Annotated in this window: 23 protein-coding genes, 1 tRNA gene and 1 riboswitch; of the genes, 13 read left to right on the top strand and 11 right to left on the bottom strand. The window is 56.7% G+C overall.

The window, feature by feature from the left end; translation table 11 throughout:
• Positions 1-1,425, bottom strand: a complete 1,425-nt coding sequence (locus tag IG617_RS03745) for a circularly permuted type 2 ATP-grasp protein (RefSeq protein ID WP_192107495.1) — start codon at positions 1,423-1,425, stop codon at positions 1-3.
• Positions 1,426-1,657: 232 nt separating this feature from the next.
• On the opposite strand from IG617_RS03745, the gene IG617_RS03750 reads away from it, so the two are divergent.
• A complete protein-coding gene (locus IG617_RS03750; RefSeq protein ID WP_192107497.1) occupies positions 1,658-3,190 on the top strand; it encodes an acyl-CoA carboxylase subunit beta in 1,533 nt (510 codons plus the stop codon).
• Between the two features lie 70 nt (positions 3,191-3,260).
• Here the strand turns inward: IG617_RS03750 and IG617_RS03755 are convergent, their stop codons facing one another.
• From IG617_RS03755 to IG617_RS03765, 3 genes are all read right to left on the bottom strand, one after another.
• Positions 3,261-3,590, bottom strand: a complete 330-nt coding sequence (locus IG617_RS03755) for a hypothetical protein (protein ID WP_192107498.1) — start codon at positions 3,588-3,590, stop codon at positions 3,261-3,263.
• Between the two features lie 113 nt (positions 3,591-3,703).
• A complete protein-coding gene (gene folB, locus IG617_RS03760; RefSeq protein WP_192107500.1) occupies positions 3,704-4,075 on the bottom strand; it encodes a dihydroneopterin aldolase in 372 nt (123 codons plus the stop codon).
• Positions 4,076-4,198: 123 nt separating this feature from the next.
• Positions 4,199-4,660 carry a hypothetical protein gene (locus tag IG617_RS03765; protein WP_192107502.1) on the bottom strand — a complete coding sequence of 154 codons (462 nt, stop codon included), beginning with the start codon at positions 4,658-4,660 and terminating at the stop codon, positions 4,199-4,201.
• 244 nt (positions 4,661-4,904) lie between these two features.
• Here IG617_RS03765 and IG617_RS03770 point away from each other — a divergent pair, with 244 nt between their 5' ends.
• The 5 genes from IG617_RS03770 to IG617_RS03790 all read left to right on the top strand — a co-directional run bounded on the left by IG617_RS03770 (position 4,905) and on the right by IG617_RS03790 (position 10,265).
• Positions 4,905-6,917 (top strand): acetyl-CoA carboxylase biotin carboxylase subunit, encoded by a 2,013-nt coding sequence (locus IG617_RS03770; RefSeq protein WP_192107504.1) that lies wholly within the window; start codon positions 4,905-4,907, stop codon positions 6,915-6,917.
• Between the two features lie 15 nt (positions 6,918-6,932).
• The gene (locus IG617_RS03775) at positions 6,933-7,592 is read left to right on the top strand and encodes an HAD family hydrolase (RefSeq protein WP_192107506.1); all 660 of its coding nucleotides are present in this window, start codon (positions 6,933-6,935) and stop codon (positions 7,590-7,592) included.
• Between the two features lie 129 nt (positions 7,593-7,721).
• On the top strand, positions 7,722-8,672 hold the full coding sequence (gene pyrF / locus IG617_RS03780) for an orotidine-5'-phosphate decarboxylase (protein WP_209008260.1): 951 nt from the start codon (positions 7,722-7,724) through the stop codon (positions 8,670-8,672).
• A gap of 169 nt (positions 8,673-8,841) precedes the next feature.
• Positions 8,842-8,988, top strand: a riboswitch (FMN riboswitch).
• A gap of 75 nt (positions 8,989-9,063) precedes the next feature.
• Positions 9,064-9,978, top strand: coding sequence for a DMT family transporter (locus IG617_RS03785; RefSeq protein WP_192107508.1), 915 nt, complete (start codon positions 9,064-9,066; stop codon positions 9,976-9,978).
• Entirely contained in the window at positions 9,975-10,265 is a 291-nt protein-coding gene (locus IG617_RS03790) for an acylphosphatase (protein WP_192107510.1), read from the top strand. Before IG617_RS03785 ends, IG617_RS03790 begins: the two co-directional genes overlap by 4 nt.
• 32 nt (positions 10,266-10,297) lie before the next feature.
• Here IG617_RS03790 and lipB read toward each other — a convergent pair whose 3' ends face one another.
• Positions 10,298-10,999: a lipoyl(octanoyl) transferase LipB gene (gene lipB / locus IG617_RS03795; protein ID WP_192107512.1), complete on the bottom strand. Its 702-nt coding sequence runs from the start codon at positions 10,997-10,999 to the stop codon at positions 10,298-10,300.
• 100 nt (positions 11,000-11,099) lie between these two features.
• On the opposite strand from lipB, the gene IG617_RS03800 reads away from it, so the two are divergent.
• The 6 genes from IG617_RS03800 (at position 11,100) to IG617_RS03825 (ending at position 15,458) form a co-directional block, all read left to right on the top strand.
• Positions 11,100-11,366: a FliM/FliN family flagellar motor switch protein gene (locus tag IG617_RS03800; RefSeq protein WP_192107513.1), complete on the top strand. Its 267-nt coding sequence runs from the start codon at positions 11,100-11,102 to the stop codon at positions 11,364-11,366.
• A 147-nt stretch (positions 11,367-11,513) separates the two neighbouring features.
• Positions 11,514-11,600, top strand: a tRNA-Leu gene (locus IG617_RS03805).
• Between the two features lie 133 nt (positions 11,601-11,733).
• Positions 11,734-13,119 (top strand): DUF6538 domain-containing protein, encoded by a 1,386-nt coding sequence (locus IG617_RS03810; protein ID WP_192107515.1) that lies wholly within the window; start codon positions 11,734-11,736, stop codon positions 13,117-13,119.
• A gap of 13 nt (positions 13,120-13,132) precedes the next feature.
• On the top strand, positions 13,133-13,402 hold the full coding sequence (locus tag IG617_RS03815; RefSeq protein WP_192107517.1) for a hypothetical protein: 270 nt from the start codon (positions 13,133-13,135) through the stop codon (positions 13,400-13,402).
• Between the two features lie 390 nt (positions 13,403-13,792).
• Positions 13,793-14,197 carry a hypothetical protein gene (locus IG617_RS03820; RefSeq protein ID WP_192107520.1) on the top strand — a complete coding sequence of 135 codons (405 nt, stop codon included), beginning with the start codon at positions 13,793-13,795 and terminating at the stop codon, positions 14,195-14,197.
• A complete protein-coding gene (locus IG617_RS03825) occupies positions 14,190-15,458 on the top strand; it encodes a hypothetical protein (RefSeq protein ID WP_192107522.1) in 1,269 nt (422 codons plus the stop codon). The genes IG617_RS03820 and IG617_RS03825 overlap by 8 nt, the downstream gene beginning before the upstream one ends.
• Positions 15,459-15,481: 23 nt before the next feature.
• On the opposite strand, the gene IG617_RS03830 is transcribed toward IG617_RS03825, so the two are convergent.
• From IG617_RS03830 to IG617_RS03855, 6 genes are all read right to left on the bottom strand, one after another.
• Entirely contained in the window at positions 15,482-15,622 is a 141-nt protein-coding gene (locus tag IG617_RS03830) for a hypothetical protein (RefSeq protein ID WP_192107524.1), read from the bottom strand.
• Positions 15,623-15,964: 342 nt separating this feature from the next.
• Complete coding sequence (locus IG617_RS03835; RefSeq protein ID WP_192107526.1) at positions 15,965-16,438, bottom strand: RipA family octameric membrane protein; 474 nt, start codon at positions 16,436-16,438, stop codon at positions 15,965-15,967.
• Between the two features lie 2 nt (positions 16,439-16,440).
• Positions 16,441-16,860, bottom strand: coding sequence for a TIR domain-containing protein (locus IG617_RS03840; protein WP_192107528.1), 420 nt, complete (start codon positions 16,858-16,860; stop codon positions 16,441-16,443).
• Positions 16,861-17,159: 299 nt separating this feature from the next.
• The gene (locus IG617_RS03845) at positions 17,160-17,357 is read right to left on the bottom strand and encodes a hypothetical protein (RefSeq protein WP_192107530.1); all 198 of its coding nucleotides are present in this window, start codon (positions 17,355-17,357) and stop codon (positions 17,160-17,162) included.
• A gap of 17 nt (positions 17,358-17,374) precedes the next feature.
• A complete protein-coding gene (locus IG617_RS03850) occupies positions 17,375-17,812 on the bottom strand; it encodes a hypothetical protein (RefSeq protein ID WP_192107531.1) in 438 nt (145 codons plus the stop codon).
• Positions 17,813-17,876: 64 nt separating this feature from the next.
• Positions 17,877-18,329 carry a DUF2312 domain-containing protein gene (locus IG617_RS03855; protein WP_254170456.1) on the bottom strand — a complete coding sequence of 151 codons (453 nt, stop codon included), beginning with the start codon at positions 18,327-18,329 and terminating at the stop codon, positions 17,877-17,879.
• On the opposite strand from IG617_RS03855, the gene IG617_RS21590 reads away from it, so the two are divergent.
• Positions 18,250-18,597, top strand: a complete 348-nt coding sequence (locus tag IG617_RS21590) for a hypothetical protein (RefSeq protein ID WP_254170481.1) — start codon at positions 18,250-18,252, stop codon at positions 18,595-18,597. The genes IG617_RS03855 and IG617_RS21590 overlap by 80 nt on opposite strands.
• The last annotated feature ends 145 nt before the right edge of the window (positions 18,598-18,742 follow it).

Raw genomic sequence — 18,742 nt, forward strand, 5'->3', positions numbered from 1 at the left:
TCAGTCCTCCAGTACCCAGGTGTCTTTGGTGCCGCCGCCCTGGCTTGAGTTGACCACGAGCGATCCCCTCTTCAGAGCCACACGGGTCAAGCCTCCGGGCGTGATGCGAACCTGGTCGCCAATCAGCACGAAGGGGCGCAAATCAACGTGCCGCGGAGCGACGCCGGAGGCGACATGTGTGGGGCAGGCGGACAGCGCAAGCGTTGGCTGGGCAATGTAGTTCGTCGGGTTTGCCATAAGGACCTTTCGGAAGTCGGCGATCTGGCGTTTGGACGCCGTCGGGCCGATCAACATGCCGTAGCCGCCAGAGCCGTGAACCTCCTTGACGACGATGTCCTCGAGATTGTCGAGCACATAGGCCAGGTCGTCCTCATTGGAGCAGTTCCATGTCGGGACGTTGTTCAGGATCGGCTTTTGCCCGGTGTAGAATTCGATGATGTCAGGCACATAGGCATAGATCGCCTTGTCGTCGGCAATTCCGGTTCCCGGTGCGTTGCAGATGGTGACATTTCCGGCGCGATAGGCATCGAAAAGACCTGGCACGCCCAGCATCGACCCGGCGTTGAACGTCAGCGGATCGAGGAAGGCGTCATCGATCCTGCGGTAAATCACGTCGACCTGCTTGGGATCACGGGTCGTGCGCATGAAGACCTTGCCATTGTCGACGAAGAGGTCGCGGCCTTCGACCAGCTCGATGCCCATGGAATCGGCCAGAAAGGCGTGTTCGAAATAAGCGGAATTGTAGATCCCGGGCGTCAGAAGAACCACGGTCTGGTCGGACTTGGCCTGGTTCGGGCTCACGCTTTCAAGGGTCTGGCGCAACAATTCGGGATAGCGATCCACAGGGGCGACGCGATGGGTCTGAAACAGTTCCGGGAACAGACGCATCATCGTCTCCCGGTTCTCCATCATGTAGGAGACACCTGACGGCGTGCGTGTGTTGTCTTCCAGAACGTAGAATTCGTTCTCAGAAACGCGGACAAGGTCCGTTCCGATGATGTGGGCGTAGACCTTGCGGGCAGGGTCGTGACCGACCATCTCGGGCAGGAAGGCTTCGTTCTGCAGGATCAGGTCAGCAGGAATGCGGCCGGCGCGGATGATTTCCTGGCGGTGGTAGATGTCGTGGAGGAAGGCGTTGAGGGCGCGTACACGCTGATCGATGCCAGCGGACAGGCGCCGCCATTCGCCCGGGGAGATGACCCGGGGGATCGGATCGAAGGGAATCAGGCGCTCTGTTGCTTCCTCCGCACCATAGACGGCAAAGGTGATTCCAAGCCGCCGGAAAATGGTCTCCGCCTCTCGGCTTTTGCGCTTCAGGAAGTTGGGTGGCTTGTCTTCGAGCCACTGAGCGAGCTTTGCGTAGGAGGAGCGAGGGTTCCCGGCGTCATCCAGCATTTCATTGAAAAAAGACCGCTCTTCTGTCATTGCCTCCCCATTCATCGTTGCTGACTTGTTGTGCAAGCTTTGCAAATTTCGACAACGGCTCCAAGCGTAATATGAAGGCGCGATTGCCCAGTCTTTATGCAATCTGCCGCAAGGTTTTCCTGACTCTCCGCAAATCCGCCAAGGTTTTGGGCGTCTTCGCCCTTGTGCTGACTTTGCCTGCCCGATCCTGCATGCTACCAAGCCTTCGACTTAATGCGTTTCGGAGAAAGCCATGAAGGAAATCCTTGCCGAACTGGAAAGCCGCCGTGAAACGGCCCGTATGGGCGGTGGCGAACGGCGGATCGAGGCCCAGCACAAGAAGGGCAAGCTGACCGCCCGCGAGCGCATTGAACTGCTGCTGGACGAAGGGTCATTCGAAGAGTTCGACATGTTCAAGCAGCATCGCTGCACTGATTTCGGCATGGAGGAACAGCATATTCCAGGCGACGGCGTGGTGACCGGCTGGGGCACGGTCAACGGCCGGACGGTCTATGTCTTCTCCAAGGATTTCACGGTCTTCGGTGGCTCCCTGTCGGAGACCCATGCCCAGAAAATCATCAAGGTCCAGGACATGGCCTTGCAGAACCGGGCTCCGATCATCGGCCTTTTCGATGCCGGTGGCGCGCGGATCCAGGAAGGCGTTGCGGCGCTGGGCGGCTATGGGGAAGTTTTCCAGCGCAACGTGCTGGCATCCGGCGTTATTCCGCAGATTTCCCTGATCATGGGGCCTTGTGCGGGCGGCGACGTTTATTCCCCTGCCATGACCGACTTCATCTTCATGGTGCGCGATACGTCCTACATGTTCGTCACCGGCCCGGATGTGGTGAAGACTGTCACCAACGAGACGGTTACGGCCGAAGAGCTTGGTGGGGCTTCTGTGCATACAACCAAATCCTCGATTGCCGATGGCGCGTTCGACAACGACGTCGAGGCGCTTCAGGAAATGCGCCGGCTGATCGACTACCTGCCAGCCAACAATACGGCTGAACTTCCGGAAATCGGCTCTCATGATGATCCGAACCGGATTGACGAGAGCCTGGATACGTTGATCCCGGACAATCCGAACAAGCCCTACGACATGAAGGAGCTGATCCTCAAAACCGTCGACGAGGGCGATTTCTTCGAGATCCAGGGTTCTTTCGCGGGCAATATCATCACCGGCCTTGGCCGGATGGAGGGTCGGACCGTCGGTATCGTTGCAAACCAGCCGATGGTTCTCGCCGGGGTTCTGGACAGCGACGCCAGCCGGAAAGCGGCCCGGTTCGTGCGCTTCTGCGACTGCTTCAACATTCCGGTCGTGACCTTTGTCGATGTTCCGGGCTTCCTGCCCGGCACGGCGCAGGAGTATGGCGGGTTGATCAAGCATGGTGCGAAGCTTCTGTTCGCCTATGCGGAGGCAACGGTGCCGAAGATCACGGTGATCACGCGCAAGGCCTATGGTGGCGCTTATGACGTGATGAGCTCAAAGCACATTCGCGGCGACATCAACTATGCCTGGCCGACCGCTGAAATCGCGGTGATGGGCGCCAAGGGCGCTGTCGAGATCCTTTATCGCTCAGAACTTGGCGACAAGGACAAGATCGCGCAGCGAACCAAGGATTACGAAGACCGGTTTGCCAACCCCTTCGTGGCTGCGGAGCGTGGCTATATCGATGAGGTGATCATGCCGCATTCGACCCGACGCCGGGTGTCACGTGCGCTTGCGCTTCTGAGGTCCAAGGCTCAGCAGTTGCCGTGGAAGAAGCACGACAACATTCCGCTGTAACGCGAGCATCAGTTCGTGGAATCAGGAACGGCCCCGTTTTGGGGCCGTTTTTACGTCCAGCTTTTTTGCGCTACCAGCGTCTGAAGCCGCCGCGCTCGAACAAAGGCTCGCGGCATTCATAGGCCACCGGGCATTTCGGATTGTCCCGTGTTGGGCCGAATTGGGTGAAGAGCTGTTCGCCGGGATCGCAGTAGCTGTAGTTCGAAACAAAGAGGGAATAGGTGTGCGTTCCGGTGGTGAACACCACACCGCCATTGCGCTTCACCATGGCTTGCGCCTGGCCGCAGGTCATCTTGCGCAGATCCGGGCGAGCCTCCGCGGCAGTCCCGACGACCAACAGCGCCGCCATCGACAGAGCGGCGACGCCGGCACGTTGCACAGGTTTCTTGCGCTTGAGCATTTCGATGTCCCCCTCAGCTAGCCTCTCCACGAGTTAACGGGGCCAATGCGGCAGTATCTTGGCGAGACCCGAGAGATCTGCCGCGCAGCGTGGCGTGGGGACACCGCCGAGAGTCAGCTCAGAGCGGCTCGGTCGCGGGTGATTTCAACGCTGACCTTGCCGGTGGCAATAGGGAGCGGTGCGCTGGGCTTGTGAATGCGGACACGGGTCTTTTCAATCCGGGGGTCGGCCTCGAAGAGCGCCTCGGACACAGCTGCAGCCAGTCTTTCGATCAGCTTGAAGCGGGTTTGCGTCACGGCTTTTTCGACCGCCTTGGTCAGGGAGCCGTAGCAAACGGTCTGCTCATAGTCGTCACTCTCGCAGGCCTTGCTCAGGTCAAGCCAGCAGGTGAGGTCGACGTGGAAACGCTGGCCGAGCTGCGCCTCTTCGTCATAAACGCCATGATAGGCGAAGAACGAGAGGTCTTCGAGGTGTATGGCATCCATGAAATCTGCGTCCTTCTGGAGCACTTGACGTTCGGTGCTGGATCGACAGCCGGTTTAGTGGCTCGCGATGCCAAAATCCAGAGGCAGTTTCCGCGAGCTTAGAGATGCCCGCGGTGAATGCACCTATTTGTAGAAGTCGGCCGGGCAAACGCTGTCGGACAGAGTTTCGCGCGCACCCTTGAGAGAGAAGGAGGCGTAGCGCTCGTCATCGAATTTGACGGCCAGAGAGACACCGGTTCGCAGCTTGTTCCAAAGCACGGTGTAGCCGTCGGCGCAGGCTGCACAGTTTGTCTGCACATATCCCTTCGCGTCGGCGTCCATCTTGAGCATGCTCCGGTCGATCACGACGCGAATCTTCTTCCGTGCCGGGGCATTTCTGCCGTCTATGTCGATGTCGACCACGGTGCCGGAAACGCTGCGCGACCGGTTGCACCAGATCGTAAAGCGCGAACCGTCGGCAGTTTCCGTCCAGTATTTCTCAAATCCCTGGACCTTGTCAGTCTTCCAGTTTCCGGTTTGCGCTGCAAAAGTGGGCCCCGCATAAAAGGCCAATGGTAGTAGTAAAATTAGTGTCTTTTTAAACATTGGAATATCCCCCAATTCCCACGTAGCAAAAGGACATAAAACTGTTAAAAATGACTATACTTTTATTGATGTTGCCAAAGCTGCCTCGCGAATTGTTTTTAGCAATTTCCGAGGCCGCAACATTTTTGCACTGGGGCGCGGCGCGCAGGTTGCACTTTCGGCCAGTCATCCTTTGGACATATTGCGCCGCGCTATCGGTGCGCCTAAAACATTTGCACGAAAAAATAATCTGGGCGGAGCGCGCATGTTCTCGAAGATACTGATTGCCAACCGGGGCGAGATTGCTTGCCGTGTCATCAAGACCGCAAGGCGCATGGGCATTAAGACCGTTGCAGTCTACTCGGATGCGGATCGGGATGCCGTTCATGTCGAGATGGCGGATGAAGCGGTTCATATCGGCCCGGCTGCTGCGGCCGAATCCTACCTGATTCCGGAAAAGATCATTGCGGCCTGCAAGGAGACCGGCGCCGAGGCGGTTCACCCGGGCTACGGATTTCTGTCCGAACGGGCGAGCTTTCCCGAAATGCTTGCGAAGGAAGGCATTGTCTTCATCGGCCCGAACAAGCGCGCCATCGAGGCGATGGGCGACAAGATCGAATCCAAGAAATTCGCCAATGATGCCAATGTGAGCACCGTTCCCGGATATCTGGGCGAAATCCATTCCGCCGAGCAGGCTGTCGAGATTGCCAAAGACATCGGTTTCCCGGTGATGATCAAGGCGTCCGCCGGTGGTGGCGGCAAGGGCATGCGCATCGCCTGGAGTGCCGATGAGGTCAATGACGGCTACGTTCGCTCCAAGTCGGAAGCGGCCTCGTCCTTCGGCGATGATCGCGTCTTCATCGAGAAGTTCATCGAAAACCCACGGCACATCGAAATTCAGGTTCTGGGCGACAAGCATGGCAACGCCATCTATCTGGGCGAGCGTGAGTGTTCGATCCAGCGCCGGAACCAAAAGGTCATCGAGGAAGCGCCGTCGCCGCTTCTGGATGAAGAGACCCGCCGGAAAATGGGCGAGCAGGCCGTCGCTCTTGCCAAGGCTGTGGACTATGACAGTGCCGGTACGGTCGAGTTTGTCGCCGGTCAGGACAAGAGCTTCTTCTTCCTGGAAATGAACACCCGCCTGCAGGTGGAACATCCGGTCACCGAACTGATCACGGGCGTCGACCTTGTCGAGCAGATGATCCGCGTTGCCGCCGGCGAGAAGCTGGCGCTCAGCCAGGACGACGTCAAGCTGAACGGCTGGTCGGTCGAAAGCCGCATCTACGCCGAAGACCCTTACCGCAATTTCCTGCCGTCGATTGGCCGCCTCGTGCGCTACACGCCGCCGGAAGAGGGTATCGAGGATGGTGTGACGGTCCGCAATGACACGGGTGTTGTCGAAGGATCGGAGATCTCAATGTTCTACGATCCGATGATCGCCAAGCTGATCACCCATGCCCCGACGCGCGCCGAAGCGATCGAGGCCATGAGCGATGCGCTTGATGCGTTCTATGTCGATGGCATCCAGCACAATGTGCCGTTCCTGACGGCGCTTATGAACCATCCGCGCTGGCGTTCGGGCGATCTTTCCACCAGCTTCATTGCCGACGAATATCCCGAGGGCTTCGAGCCAGCGCAACCGGATGCGGCGGCGCTTGAGCTGTTGAGCGCTGTTGCCCTGTCCATGGGCGCGCTCGGCCGGGAGCGGCTCGATCATCTGCCGGATCGCCTGCGGCCGCACTCGGGCGAGATCCGGGAAGACTGGGTGGTCAAGCTCGACAAGACCTACATGCCGGTTCGTCTGGCTGCAGGCTATCCGGGAAGCCCGGTCGAGATTGATGTGGCCGTTGGGGGGGGGGCTGTCGTCACGGTGCTGTCTGACTGGGCACCTGGCGACAATCTGTGGGAAGGGTCCGTTGGCGGACGCAAGGTGACTGTTCAGGTCCGTTCCGTACTCGGCGGCTATCGCCTCGACTGGCAGGGCTATTCGGTCGTTGCCAAGGTCATGACGCCCAGAATTGCCGAGCTTGATGGCCTGATGCCGGAAAAGCTGCCGCCCGACACCTCGAAGATGCTTCTTTGCCCGATGCCGGGGCTGGTGGTTTCGATCGCAGTTGAAGAAGGCCAGGAGATCAAGGCCGGCGAACAATTGGCGGTTGTCGAAGCGATGAAAATGGAGAATGTTCTGCGGGCCGAGCGTGACTGCACGGTGACCGCGATCAAGGCTGCAGCTGGCGACAGCCTGGCCGTTGACGCGGTGATCATGGAATTCTCCTGACGCCGAAAGGCTCGCATGACCTACAAAACCGTTCTCTTTGACCTCGACGGGACCCTGACGGACCCGTTCGAGGGCATCACGCGTTCGATCCAATATGCGCTCGAGCGCATGGGAGCCGAGGTTCCGGCGGAGGAAGACCTTCGCTGGTGCATCGGGCCGCCGCTGTGGGACAGTTTTTCGGCTCTTCTCGACACTCAGGATCGTGCCATCCAGGACGAGGCAGTCGCTTTTTACCGCGAACGCTTCACCGTGACCGGGCTCTACGAGAACACCTTGATCGAGGGGATCGACGGGCTGGTGTCCGATCTGGTTGCGGACGGTCGCAGGCTCTTTGTCGCCACCTCCAAGCCGCACGCCTATGCCGGCAAAATCGTAGAGCATTTCGGCCTCATGCCGTATTTCGGCAAGGTCTATGGTTCAGAGCTGGACGGCACGCGGTCCGCCAAGGCCGAGTTGATCGAGCATATCCTCAGCGAAGAAGGCCTGTCGGCGTCTGATTGCGCCATGATCGGCGACCGCAAACACGATCTGATTGGCGCCAATGCCAACAAGGTCGACGGTTTCGGTGTCATGTGGGGCTATGGCAGCCGAGATGAGCTGGAAGGCGAACAGCCCGTGGCGGTAGTCGAGACACCCACTGCGCTTGGTGCAGCGCTGGGCCTTCGTTCGGCCTAGGGCTTCTGCTTACGGGCGATCGATAGCAGAGACTGCTGTCGACAATCCCTCTGCTGCTGATTGATCCAGGGCTTCGGTAGGCCACGTGGAAGAATTGGTCATCGGGAGGGCCTGTTCCGACCGCATGCTTTGCGCTCCGGGCTGTCCTGCCTTTACAAAGCAATCTTTGGAATGCGATTAACTCACTTCTCAGCAGAATGCGGTTTCAAACCTTATAGTACCGTTCCAAGGATTTATGCGATGACCTTTTTTCAAATGGTTGCCAGCGCGGAAGAACGGAACAATTCGCATTTGTGTATCGGGCTCGACCCAAAACTGTCGCAAGTCCCGCAACACATTCAAAACAACCATAACGCGCTTTTCGACTTTTGCACTGCGATCGTGGATGCGACCAAGGATTTGGCCAGCTGCTATAAACCTCAAATCGCCTATTTCGCGGCTGAGGATGCGTGCGACGTGCTGAAATCACTGATCGGCTATATTCACGAAACAACGGAGATACCTGTTGTTCTGGACGCCAAGCGCGGTGATATCGACTCAACCACCGAGCGCTACGCCGCAGAGGCCTTCGAGGTTTACAAGGCGGATGCTGTCACCGCCAATCCCTACCTTGGGATCGATGGCATTGCACCCTTTACCCAGTATGAAAACAAAGGCGTCTTTGTTCTTTGCAAAACCTCAAACGCCTCTGCGCCGCAGTTGCAGGATTGCGTATTGCAGAATGGGCGCAGGCTCTATGAACATGTCGCGGAATTGGCGGCCACGGAGTGGAACGGCGCTGGCAATGTCGGGCTGGTTGTTGGCGCAACAATGCCCGAAGAGGCGTTGGCAGTGCGAGAGATCGTTGGCCAAATGCCGCTTCTCATCCCGGGCGTCGGCGCGCAAGGTGGCTCACTGGAACAGATCATTGCCGCCGCTGCCGGGGGCGGTATTTTGATCAACTCTGCCAGAGCGATCAATTACGCCGGCTCGGGAGAGGATTTCGCGCATCGTGCAAGGAGCGCTGCCAAGGCACTTCGTGATGACATAAACGAAATGGCACGGCAGAAGAACAAGCAGGTATTTGTCTCCTACACATAGCGACGTGTTGGCAGGGCGACGGCCTTCGTGTGCTGTAGTCACCCGTCCTTTGATACACGTTGCGGAGTAAGAATGCTGCATCCGACGCCGGGCCTTCCTCATGCTTGAGCCTATTTCTTCAGCTTGCACCTTCGCACATCAGTCGCTAAATCTGCTTTCAGTGAGAGTGAAATGTTCTCGGGGCGGGGTGCGACTCCCCACCGGCGGTATCAGGGAAACCTGGAGCCCGCGAGCGCCTTGGAAAATTGTTCAAGGGTCAGCAGATTCGGTGAGAAGCCGAAGCCGACGGTCATAGTCCGGATGAAAGAGAACGCACGGCAGGAAGCCCGTTTCGAACACGGGCGGCCTCCGTTCGTCTGCCCTGTGCCATTTGCGAGCCGAGGTTGACGAGATGACAGGACTGAACGGACTGAGAATGCCCTTGATGGCTGCCGGTTTGATGGTGGCGGCGGGGGCGTCCTTTGCAGCGGTCAATGTGGCGATCCAGACAGCGACGATGAAACTGGGCATGCCGTCCTCTTCCGTGGTGTTCTGGCAGTACGCCGCAGCTCTCGCCTGTGCGCTGCCCTGGCTTGTCAGGCGCGGGCTGTCAGGCCTTGCGACCAAGCAGCCGGGGCTGCACCTGCTGCGGGTGGCTCTTGCGGTTGCCGGGGTTCAGCTGTGGGGCGCAGGCCTTGCGTCCGTTCCAATCTGGCAGGCCATTGCGCTGGTGATGACATCGCCCTTTTTCGTCATCATTGGCGCCTGGCTGTTGTTGGGCGAGCGGATCGGTTTTGCGCGCTGGGCGGCAACTTTGCTCGGCTTCGCAGGTGCGATGATCATCCTCGAGCCCTGGTCAGACCGGTTTCAGCTGGCCGCGCTTCTGCCTCTGGGAGCTGCTGCTTTCTGGGCAGGGGCATCTCTTCTGACCAAGAAGCTGACCGCCTTTGAGCCTGCGGACACGGTGACCATCTATCTGCTCTTGCTGCTGACGCCGGTCAATTTCGGCCTCGCCCTGGCTGAAGGATTTGTCATGCCGCAGGGGATCGGCATCGCCGCGATCGCGGCCGCTGGCGTCCTGACGGTGGTGGCGAACTACTGTCTTACGCTGGCCTATTCACGTTCGGATGCTGCCTTCATTCAGCCATTTGATCATCTGAAACTGCCGCTCAACGTGTTCTTCGGCTGGTTGGCCTTTCAATATGCGCCCAGCGGACCCTTCTGGCTCGGAGCCCTGACGATCGTTGGTGCATCGCTCTATGTCATGCACGATGAAAAAAGCCGGGCCCCGCAGCGGCAAACCGACACTGAGGAGGCGCGCGCGTGAGCGAGTCCGACTTCGTTTCCTACTATGTGACCGTGAAAGGCCGGGTGCAGGGGGTGGGCTACCGCGCCTGGTGCGCGGCGGAGGCTGAAAGCCGGGGCTTGAGCGGCTGGATCCGCAACCGGCGCGATGGCTTCGTCGAGGCGGTCTATCATGGCCGCGCCGACCGGGTGAAAGAGATGGTTGCCCTGTCTGAAGAGGGGCCGGAGCTGGCCCGGATCGACAGGATCCTGGCGCACCCTTGTGACCCGCCCGATGTGGCCGGCTTCGTGCGCCGGCCGACTTACTGAGCGCCGCCTACTAGTTGGTACCCGGGTAACACTCAAACTGTCGGGCCGAAGATCTTTTCGAACTCGGTGCGCAGGACGATGTCATTCTCCGGCATGCTGACCGGAATGCCCAGATCGACCAGGCTGGTGACGCCGTGTTCCTGCACGCCGCAGGGCACGATGCCGGAGAAATGCTCCAGATCCGGTTCGACATTGAAGCTGATGCCGTGGAAGGTCACCCATTTGCGCAGGCGAATGCCGATGGCGGCGATCTTGTCTTCAACGGTCGCGTCGCGCTCGGGACGGCGAACCCAGACGCCAACCCGGTCCTCCCGGCGTTCGCCGCGGATGTGATAGTGCCACAAGGCGCTGATGACCCAGGCTTCGAGCGCCGCCACAAAGGCCCGCACATCCTGGCGCCGGCGCTTGAGATCCAGCATGACATAGGCGACCCGCTGGCCGGGGCCGTGATAGGTGTGCTGTCCGCCGCGCCCGGTCTGGTAGACTGGAAAGCGGTTCGGCGCGATCAGGTCGGCGTCATTGGCGCTGGTGCCAGCGGTATAAAGGGGAGGGTGCTCCAGCAGCCAGACGCGCTCATTGGCCTCGCCGGAGGCGATTCGCGCCACATGGGCCTCCATCTCCGCCATCGCCGTCTCATAGTCCACAAGGGCGTCAGAGACGACCCATTCCACCGGCGGGGCGTCCAAAAGGGGGCGAAAATCGGCGCTGAGGGTGTCTCTTTGTGGAGCAGGCATTGGCTTGAGGCTTTTGCTGATTTTTTCAAACGGGAAGGCGTGTTAAGCATGAACGCATGCGGTGCCATGAGCACTTCACACATATAGGCGGAACCTTCCGATGGCCACCTTCGATGAAATCAATGTCGATATTTCCGTTGTCTTGGGCGCATCCGAGATGCCGGTTCACCAGCTTTTGCGCATGGGCCGTGGCGCGGTGATCGACCTGGACGTCAACGAAGACGACGATGTGGAGATCTACGCCAACAGCACTTTGGTCGCGCGCGGACAGGTGGTTCTCTTGGGCGAAAGGATCGGGATCTCGGTCACGGAAGTGCTCCTTAGAGGTCCGGAATTCCGCGCGCCGCGCCTGGACGGACCGCTTTAGGACATTCTTTGCCGGCGCGGAAAAATCGCGCCGGGATCTTTTTCCACGAGCTTGTGAAATAAACTGAAAAGCGCCCTTGCACAGCAGAATCCCTTTTGCTACATGGGGCTCCTCGTCGCCGAGAGGTGGCGGGTGCTACCAGAAAATGCGGTCGTGGCGGAATTGGTAGACGCGCAGCGTTGAGGTCGCTGTCCGGTAACACGGGTGGAAGTTCGAGTCTTCTCGACCGCACCATCGATCACACTACCAAGTGATTGATATCTAAAGAGAACCGGCCTATGGCCGGTTTTTTTATTGACCAAATTCCCGATATTGCCCTACATTTTGCCCTACAATCTGCCCTACTTTAAACTTGTTGGGTTTGCGGGTGACGGATGAAAACCGCTATCTAAAACAGCGCCAAGGGCGCTGGCACTATATTAGGCGCGTGCCTAAACGCGTGGGTCATCTGGATGGCCGGGGCAAAATAGAAATCTCCCTGACAACAAATTCTCTGGACGTGGCGCGCTTGCGCCGGGATGCCATGGAAGAAGCGGACACGCTGTATTGGGCGTCGCTTCTGGGTGGCGGGGAAAGTGCCGTCGATCCGGCCACCGCACGTTACAAAGCGGCGCAACAGCGGGCGCTGGCGCTGGGGTTTGTCTGGAAGTCCGCAAGCGACCTTTTGGATCATGCGCCGGTGGATGAGCTGCTGGAGCGGCTGGAGGCGCTCAAAAGCCGTCCGGAGGCCGGTCTGAAGGCAGATGCGGAAGCGTTGCTTGGAACGGTGCCCAAGCCGTCCGTAACCGTGTCCAAGGCGCTTGAAATCTTCCTGACCGAAATCGCGCCGGATGAACTGACCGGCAAGAGCAAGGCTCAACGGGCTTCATATGAGAAGGTCAAGCGCCGGGCGGTGACGAATTTCATTCAGGTGGTCGGGGACAAGGATCTTGGTGAGATCACCCGGCAGGATGCGCTCGCCTTTTATGACTGGTGGCAAAAGCGGGTGACCGGCGAGAAGGGCCTGAAGCGGCTCTCCGGCAATTCGGCCAACCGGGACGTCGGCAACATGCGGCGGCTCTATACAGAGTATTTTCGCCGCCTTGGGGAAGAGGCGCGGGACAATCCGTTCCGGAACCTGTCCTTCCGCGATCCCAAGGCCTTGAAACAGGATGTGCCGCCGTTCCCGGTGACTTGGCTGAAAGACCGGTTCCTGTCGCCGGGGGCGTTTGACGGGCTGAACCGCGAAGCGGCGCTGTTGCTTTTGGCTTTGATCGAGACGGGCTGTCGTCCGTCTGAACTCTGCAACATTACAGGCGACCAGATCCATCTGGAGGCAGAGGTGCCGTTTCTCGAGATCCGGTTTCGGGAAGACAGGGCGATCAAGACGGAATCGAGCGTCCGGCAGATCCCCTTGATTGGGGTTTCCCTGGAAGCGATGAAACGCGCGCCGGACGGGTTTCCGCGCTACCGGGACAAGGAAACAAATTTCTCTGCTGCGGCCATGAAGCACTTGCGCAGGACGGGTCTTTTGCCGTCAGATAACCACAGGGTGTATTCGCTCCGACATTCGTTCGAGAGCCGGATGAAGGAAGCGCATCTGGACTATGAGCTACGCTGCCTGCTGATGGGGCATGCGATTACGCGACCTGACTATGGCGACGGTGGATCGCTCAAGTACCGACAGCGGGAGCTTGCAAAAATCGAGTTGCCGTTTTCGCTCGAGGTTTTCGACCGGTTGAGGCGGCCGGAGGTGAGGCGAAAGAAGGTTTGATAGGGAGGGGAATATGCAGAAAGAGAATGTCGGCTTTCAAGCCTTCGCGGCGGAAGTGTTCAAGCGTGATCCAGAGCTTTACGAAGAGGCGATGACCGCTGCCCGCGAGTTCGTGAAAACGCGCAAGCGTCATTGGCTGGACCGGTCACGGGCAGGGGAGCTGGAAGAGTTGAATACGACCGGTGCGGTTGTCAATGCGATGGCTTTTCTTCAGGTATCGGACATTCAGGAGGTACAGGATCTGTCGGGCTTCAGCATTCCGGGGATGCGGTTGCATCGGTGATTGGTCTGGTTGCTTTCGCTGGAACTTATTCACATTTGCCGTTGCGGTTGTATGGCTATGAAGGGCGGGAAGCGGAATTCGACGCGCCATGCATAAAAGGGACTAAACTCTGAAACAAAATCCCTCCGGTAAACCCGGGGCGGTTCACCGCGCCCCCTGGGGCCTCATTACGCCCCGGTGGTGGATAGGGCCCTTATGCGTCTTTGACGGAAATGCTTTGGCGAAGCCTTCGTTTTAGTTGTAACAAAACTGATGCACAATTATCGTTTGTATTAGAAATGTGATCATGTTCAAGGGACTAGGTAACTACAATCTTGGGTCTTGTCAGTTCCACATACGCAAGCATGCCTTTTTTGTAATTACACCCATTTACTAGAAAGAGATTGCCAGATGGAAATCAAAATAGAAATCTCAGGTGAAATTTCAGCGCAGCAAGGTGTAGATATAGCGGAACTGGAAGCGGATCTCAGGGCTGAGACACTGGATTTTACTAAACACATACAGACAGACGAACCAGTAATTCGAAAGACGCTCGCCCCGGAAGGAGCTCAAAGTGAGTTTGAGCTCATCCAATTCTTGATTGAACTCGCCAAAGAACCAATGGCCATTAAGGCCGCTCTCAATGCACTGATTTATGGCGTGAATGAAATAGCAAGCGCGAGAAGCAAGTCTTCTCAAGACGTTCCGGAGGCAGAAAAGTCGGTTCGGGTAAAAGTCCTACAAAAAGAGATTGCGCTTCCTGCATCCGTAGCTGTCATTAAGCAGTTTATCGAGGAACTCACCAAAGATGGTTAACCTTGATCGCCGAATGCTGGTAGTTGGCCATTGGGGGCCTGAAGGAACCACACCGAATAACTCTCGCGTTCGCGGCATTGTTAGTCGGCTCGAAAGAGTATTTGGCCCGAATGGAAATTATTCATTTCAGTCTATGGCAGGAGAACCAACCGGTCCGGACGTGTTATTGAATCCTGGAGCAGGAGACATAAGTCAAAAACTCGCTGACGAAGCAGACGGGGTTACCGACAATACTCTTTTGTTTCTTTATTACGTCGGACATGCAGTAGGTGACAGAGAGGATGATCTGCGTATAAGATTAAGATACCGCACCAGCGAAGGTTCTCCTCAGTATCTTTACTTAAGCACGCTCCTCAGCCAAGTAAGAGACAATCGATATCAAAAGCTTATACTTCTCCTTGACTGCTGCCACGCCGGAAGAACATTAAAATTATTTAAGGAATTTCCACAAAATTCCTTTGCCATGCTGGGAACAGGAAAAGGTTATGCGTATAATTGCGATTTCTCCGACTCTATTATTAGCACTCTCGAACGATCTCCCTCGAAGCGAGATCAACGTATAGATCGAATACGTAGGGGATTTACATACGAGCGGTTGTTTGAGGTTGCCCGATCGCCGTTTATTACCTCTACGGAAGCGCGGCAAATTCCGCAAAGCTTCCCTGGTGGTCTAGAACATGAACTGCTAGCAAACGCACCTGTAAAAATACCTTCTGAATACAACGCTTTGGTACCTCGAAGAACGGTCTATGGTCGCGTATATGTCTGCTTAGAACTTTTGTCGGAGGAGCCGTGTCTATCTGCGGTTTTTGCTCAAACTCTTCACCGCAGAAGGGAGTTTTTGCTGGAAGGGGATGAAATAGATGGGCGATATATAAGTTCAGATCGCGCCAGACAGTACAAAGACTTCTTGATTGAAAGTGGTCTTGCTGTAGAAAACTCTGCAAGGGTTGAAATTTCGAATCTAGGCCGTGAGGCGCTCAATGGTCGTTACAACGATATATTATTGGAGACTATTTCAAGGTCTATACTACCTGATGCAATCACTTATGAAGTTCTAGACGACATCATTCATTCGCTGATCAACGACATGATACCTCCAACACCTGCGATGATTTCTGAGCGATTACTTCACCGCGGGATGGCTTTAGAGCTAAAACCAAGCGTGCGAATTGCTCTGTCGCTACTACCGTCCACCGGAAGGTTTCTCAAAAGCTCTAGTGATGCGTTATTCCCTTCAGAACCAGAACTTGCCGGATAAATTCCGGAAACTGAATCTACCAATCAAAATAAATCGTTGAGGTAACCTTCGGCCCCGTCATGAGAATGTGACGCCAGCAGCAACCGCACTTCATTGAACAAAAGATCCACTCTAAGACCTGCGTCTCGGATATCGATCAGGTTGACTGCCTGTTCATCCTTCATCCACTAATCCCCTCGTTTATTTACGCAGTTTACGAACTTTCGGCGCTACGCGAAGGACCGCGTTTTCCACCCAGTGGACCTTGGCGGTGACTGAGACAACGCAGGCGCGGCCAATGGCCGATATGACAAACCGCAACGCAGCGTACATCTTGGCCGATGAACGGTTGCTTCGGGCCGGAAGTGCCGGTGCGCGAAGATTTGTCGATAGTCTGGAACGGGCGGAAAGCGGAATTTTTCTGCGGCATAGCAGAACGGATGTAGTGCGGAGAAAGTTCCCGTCAGATGTCAATGAGACTTCCGCAAGCCCACGCGGTGGTTGGCGAACCGTTCTACGCCAAAAAACTAAATCAGGGAACCAATACACTGCAAAGGGATTTGGATAAGAACCTGTGCAACGTGTAGAAGCCCAAAAACTATCGGAACGAGCACCTCCGTCTTGTGAAATGGTGTGTGTTTCTTCCCATCTCCATCAACGTCAAGAATAGCCCATTCATCCTTGTATGGGCTTACGGGCAAGCGCTCTTCGAGCGCGGTGATAACTCGGAACTTCGCAGCATTGAGTGACTTATAGCTCACCACCGCGCGCACCCATAGAAAGCAAATGGCGATCCCTGCGGCCGAAACGGCAAAGGTACCCCAATACCCAGACTTCGACAGGTAAGCAGCCCCCCCAACAATCGCCGTATTGACGGTAAGATAGAAAGAATTGGCAGATTGACGCCGTTGGCTAACCCGGTCCGCCATCTCCACGAGCATTTTATAGATCTCGAGGACGCCCTGGTCTTGAGAGGATTGCTCCGGTTCGCCTGGCGACACGACTATCTCCTGTTGCCGAGCCGCCAGACGGCGTTGATGATTGACAGCTTGTTCCACCCTGTGGATTCATCAGCCGCATCTGCGACCACCGAGGACGTGCGTTGCTGCGCCCACGGATCCACAGCAACGATCGGCCTACCATATAGTTGCGCCCCGTCGATCTCCTTTTGAATCCATTTGCTGTGGTTTACATACATGCCGGTGGGGATCACAAGAACATGGCTATTTGCGATCCTTTGGTAGATTGCCTGTTGGAGAATGGCGTCGTTCGGGGCGAAGTGGATTGGATCGTCCCGCGGCACTGAAGTGTTGAAGAAATGTATGCGCTGATTGTCGATATACCAAGCCTCTTCAAAGATCCACTCAGCGAGCCGCTCGTAATGGTCGGAATATGACCAAGAATGACTGACAAATACGTGCATGCCCGTTTCACCTGTCTAGGATAGTTTTAGCAGCTTCACCCTGACATTGGCCATGGCGAGCAGGCGATGGGAACAGGTGACCATAGAGCACTATGATCATCTGGATCGAGGAATAGCCCACGAGAATCATCAACTCCTTGATCAAGAAAACCTCCTGATGTTAGAGCTGCACGAGCAATCGTACAAGTAGTGATCCTCCGTCACTACAATTTGACACAAGGTATAGGCTCAGGGCAGCCATGTATTGCGGAATGAACCAAGGGCAGCAATGGGCGCGAAAGCGCGCTTTTTCCGGAGCCTTATATCCTTCTTCTCCGCATCACCCTTCCAAGTGCATCCTGCTCCCCATTCAGCGCCAGCAATTCCCGCTCCAGCTTGATGAAAAAAGCCAAGTACTCTTCGCCAAACCTCAGAACCAAGTCAGCCGCGACATCCAAGCCCGCTTCCAAGCGGGCCTGTCTTTCGGTTTGAAACGGATGGCGGTCGGGTTTGCCCATTGTCTCGGTTTTAAGCGCTAGCGCTTTGGATCGGGCCAAGAGTTGGCGAGGTGCTTTGAGGCTTCCAGAATGAGGGCGATCAGGCCGTGGCGGGCGACAAGTTGCGCTGCGCGTTCCTGGGCGTCCCTGTGCGCGGCCAGCCAGTCGTTCGGGTCGGGGTGGGGAATGGTCAGCGCGGACATATAGGCGTGTAACCAGTAGGTGACGGCGGTCTTGCCATTTGGCGGACGCGTTGCGGTGAGCAAAGCGTGGGCGTTGAGGGCTTCGGCAAGCATTTTCGCCGCCGCCACCGGGTCTTCCACGTCTTCATTGACCGTGCATATGCGATGGCTCAGAAACCGGATCGAGCCGGTTCGGCAGGCGACCTTGGACGCCATCTTGAACACCACAGTGCCTTCGGCCCGATAGGGGCTGCAGGTGGCGCGGTCCAATGTGGGGGCTGACAGGCCTTGCATGTCACTTCTCCCTTGAATGAGAAAAAGCGGCGACCAGCGCACCGGCCGCCAGTTGGTGGGAGGATCAGGCGGCTTGCTCGCTTTTGAGACCGCTCTTGGTGTCCGGATCTGCTTCGGCGTCTGCCTTGCCACTGGCTTTGTCGCCGGTGGCGGCCATGAGGGCGGTCTGCATGTTCCAGGCGTTCGCCCATTTCGTGTGGCGCGGGTCTTTCTTGGTGTAGGGATTGCCCGTCAGCGGCTGGCCTTCGCTTGCCGCCTGAATGCCCATGTCTTCGGCTTCGGTCTTGTCGCCGTGCAAGCCCAAAACGCCTTCATAGAGGTCGATTTGCGCTTCCTTGGCGTCTAAGTCTTCCTTGGACATTTTCTTGCGCTTCAGCACATCGCGCATGGCGTCGACATCAAAGCCCCAGCCTTTTGCCGCCTTGAAGATTTCCGTGATGTCGGCAGACACCTGTGCCTTTTCTTCTTCCAGCCGTTCGATCTCGGAAAAAAAGCCTTTCAGGGTTTCCGAGGCCAGAGTTGCGGAGTTGGAGGCGGGAGCTGCTTTGGTGGATTTGGTAGCTGGTGTTGCCTTGGTGGCTGTTTTTGCTGATGTCTTTGCGGGTGCTTTGGTCTTTGCCGGGCTTTTCGCAGGCGTTTTGCTGCTTTCGGCTTTTGTTGTTTGGCTTTCGGTATCTGGGGTTTGGTTCTCATTGCGCATGTGGCTTCCCCTGGCTGGCAGGGCTGGCCCTGCTGTGGATAAATCATTAATTGGTATGATTATCACCTTTAAAGGTGATTTGTGACCATAAATATGATTTACCGGGATTGTCCAGTGGCAAATGCCGGTGGCTGAGAATTTCGCCTTAAAGTTTCAATCTTTGGAATTTGATGCTTTTATGCAATTCATGATTGTTGAAATTGACAATGTGTCTTTAAAGATCTGGGGGG

It is taken from the genome of Roseibium polysiphoniae (assembly GCF_014842925.1).
In the GTDB taxonomy this organism is placed as follows: domain Bacteria; phylum Pseudomonadota; class Alphaproteobacteria; order Rhizobiales; family Stappiaceae; genus Roseibium; species Roseibium polysiphoniae.

Bases quoted from the DNA above. Each gene is read 5' to 3' on its own strand.
- IG617_RS03745 (WP_192107495.1), bottom strand. From the start codon at position 1,425: ATGACAGAAGAGCGGTCTTTTTTCAATGAAATGCTGGATGACGCCGGG.
- IG617_RS03750 (WP_192107497.1), top strand. From the start codon at position 1,658: ATGAAGGAAATCCTTGCCGAACTGGAAAGCCGCCGTGAAACGGCCCGT.
- IG617_RS03755 (WP_192107498.1), bottom strand. From the start codon at position 3,590: ATGCTCAAGCGCAAGAAACCTGTGCAACGTGCCGGCGTCGCCGCTCTG.
- folB (WP_192107500.1), bottom strand. From the start codon at position 4,075: ATGGATGCCATACACCTCGAAGACCTCTCGTTCTTCGCCTATCATGGC.
- IG617_RS03765 (WP_192107502.1), bottom strand. From the start codon at position 4,660: ATGTTTAAAAAGACACTAATTTTACTACTACCATTGGCCTTTTATGCG.
- IG617_RS03770 (WP_192107504.1), top strand. From the start codon at position 4,905: ATGTTCTCGAAGATACTGATTGCCAACCGGGGCGAGATTGCTTGCCGT.
- IG617_RS03775 (WP_192107506.1), top strand. From the start codon at position 6,933: ATGACCTACAAAACCGTTCTCTTTGACCTCGACGGGACCCTGACGGAC.
- IG617_RS03785 (WP_192107508.1), top strand. From the start codon at position 9,064: ATGACAGGACTGAACGGACTGAGAATGCCCTTGATGGCTGCCGGTTTG.
- lipB (WP_192107512.1), bottom strand. From the start codon at position 10,999: ATGCCTGCTCCACAAAGAGACACCCTCAGCGCCGATTTTCGCCCCCTT.
- IG617_RS03800 (WP_192107513.1), top strand. From the start codon at position 11,100: ATGGCCACCTTCGATGAAATCAATGTCGATATTTCCGTTGTCTTGGGC.
- IG617_RS03815 (WP_192107517.1), top strand. From the start codon at position 13,133: ATGCAGAAAGAGAATGTCGGCTTTCAAGCCTTCGCGGCGGAAGTGTTC.
- IG617_RS03820 (WP_192107520.1), top strand. From the start codon at position 13,793: ATGGAAATCAAAATAGAAATCTCAGGTGAAATTTCAGCGCAGCAAGGT.
- IG617_RS03825 (WP_192107522.1), top strand. From the start codon at position 14,190: ATGGTTAACCTTGATCGCCGAATGCTGGTAGTTGGCCATTGGGGGCCT.
- IG617_RS03830 (WP_192107524.1), bottom strand. From the start codon at position 15,622: ATGAAGGATGAACAGGCAGTCAACCTGATCGATATCCGAGACGCAGGT.
- IG617_RS03840 (WP_192107528.1), bottom strand. From the start codon at position 16,860: ATGCACGTATTTGTCAGTCATTCTTGGTCATATTCCGACCATTACGAG.
- IG617_RS03845 (WP_192107530.1), bottom strand. From the start codon at position 17,357: ATGGGCAAACCCGACCGCCATCCGTTTCAAACCGAAAGACAGGCCCGC.
- IG617_RS03850 (WP_192107531.1), bottom strand. From the start codon at position 17,812: ATGCAAGGCCTGTCAGCCCCCACATTGGACCGCGCCACCTGCAGCCCC.
- IG617_RS21590 (WP_254170481.1), top strand. From the start codon at position 18,250: ATGTCGGCAGACACCTGTGCCTTTTCTTCTTCCAGCCGTTCGATCTCG.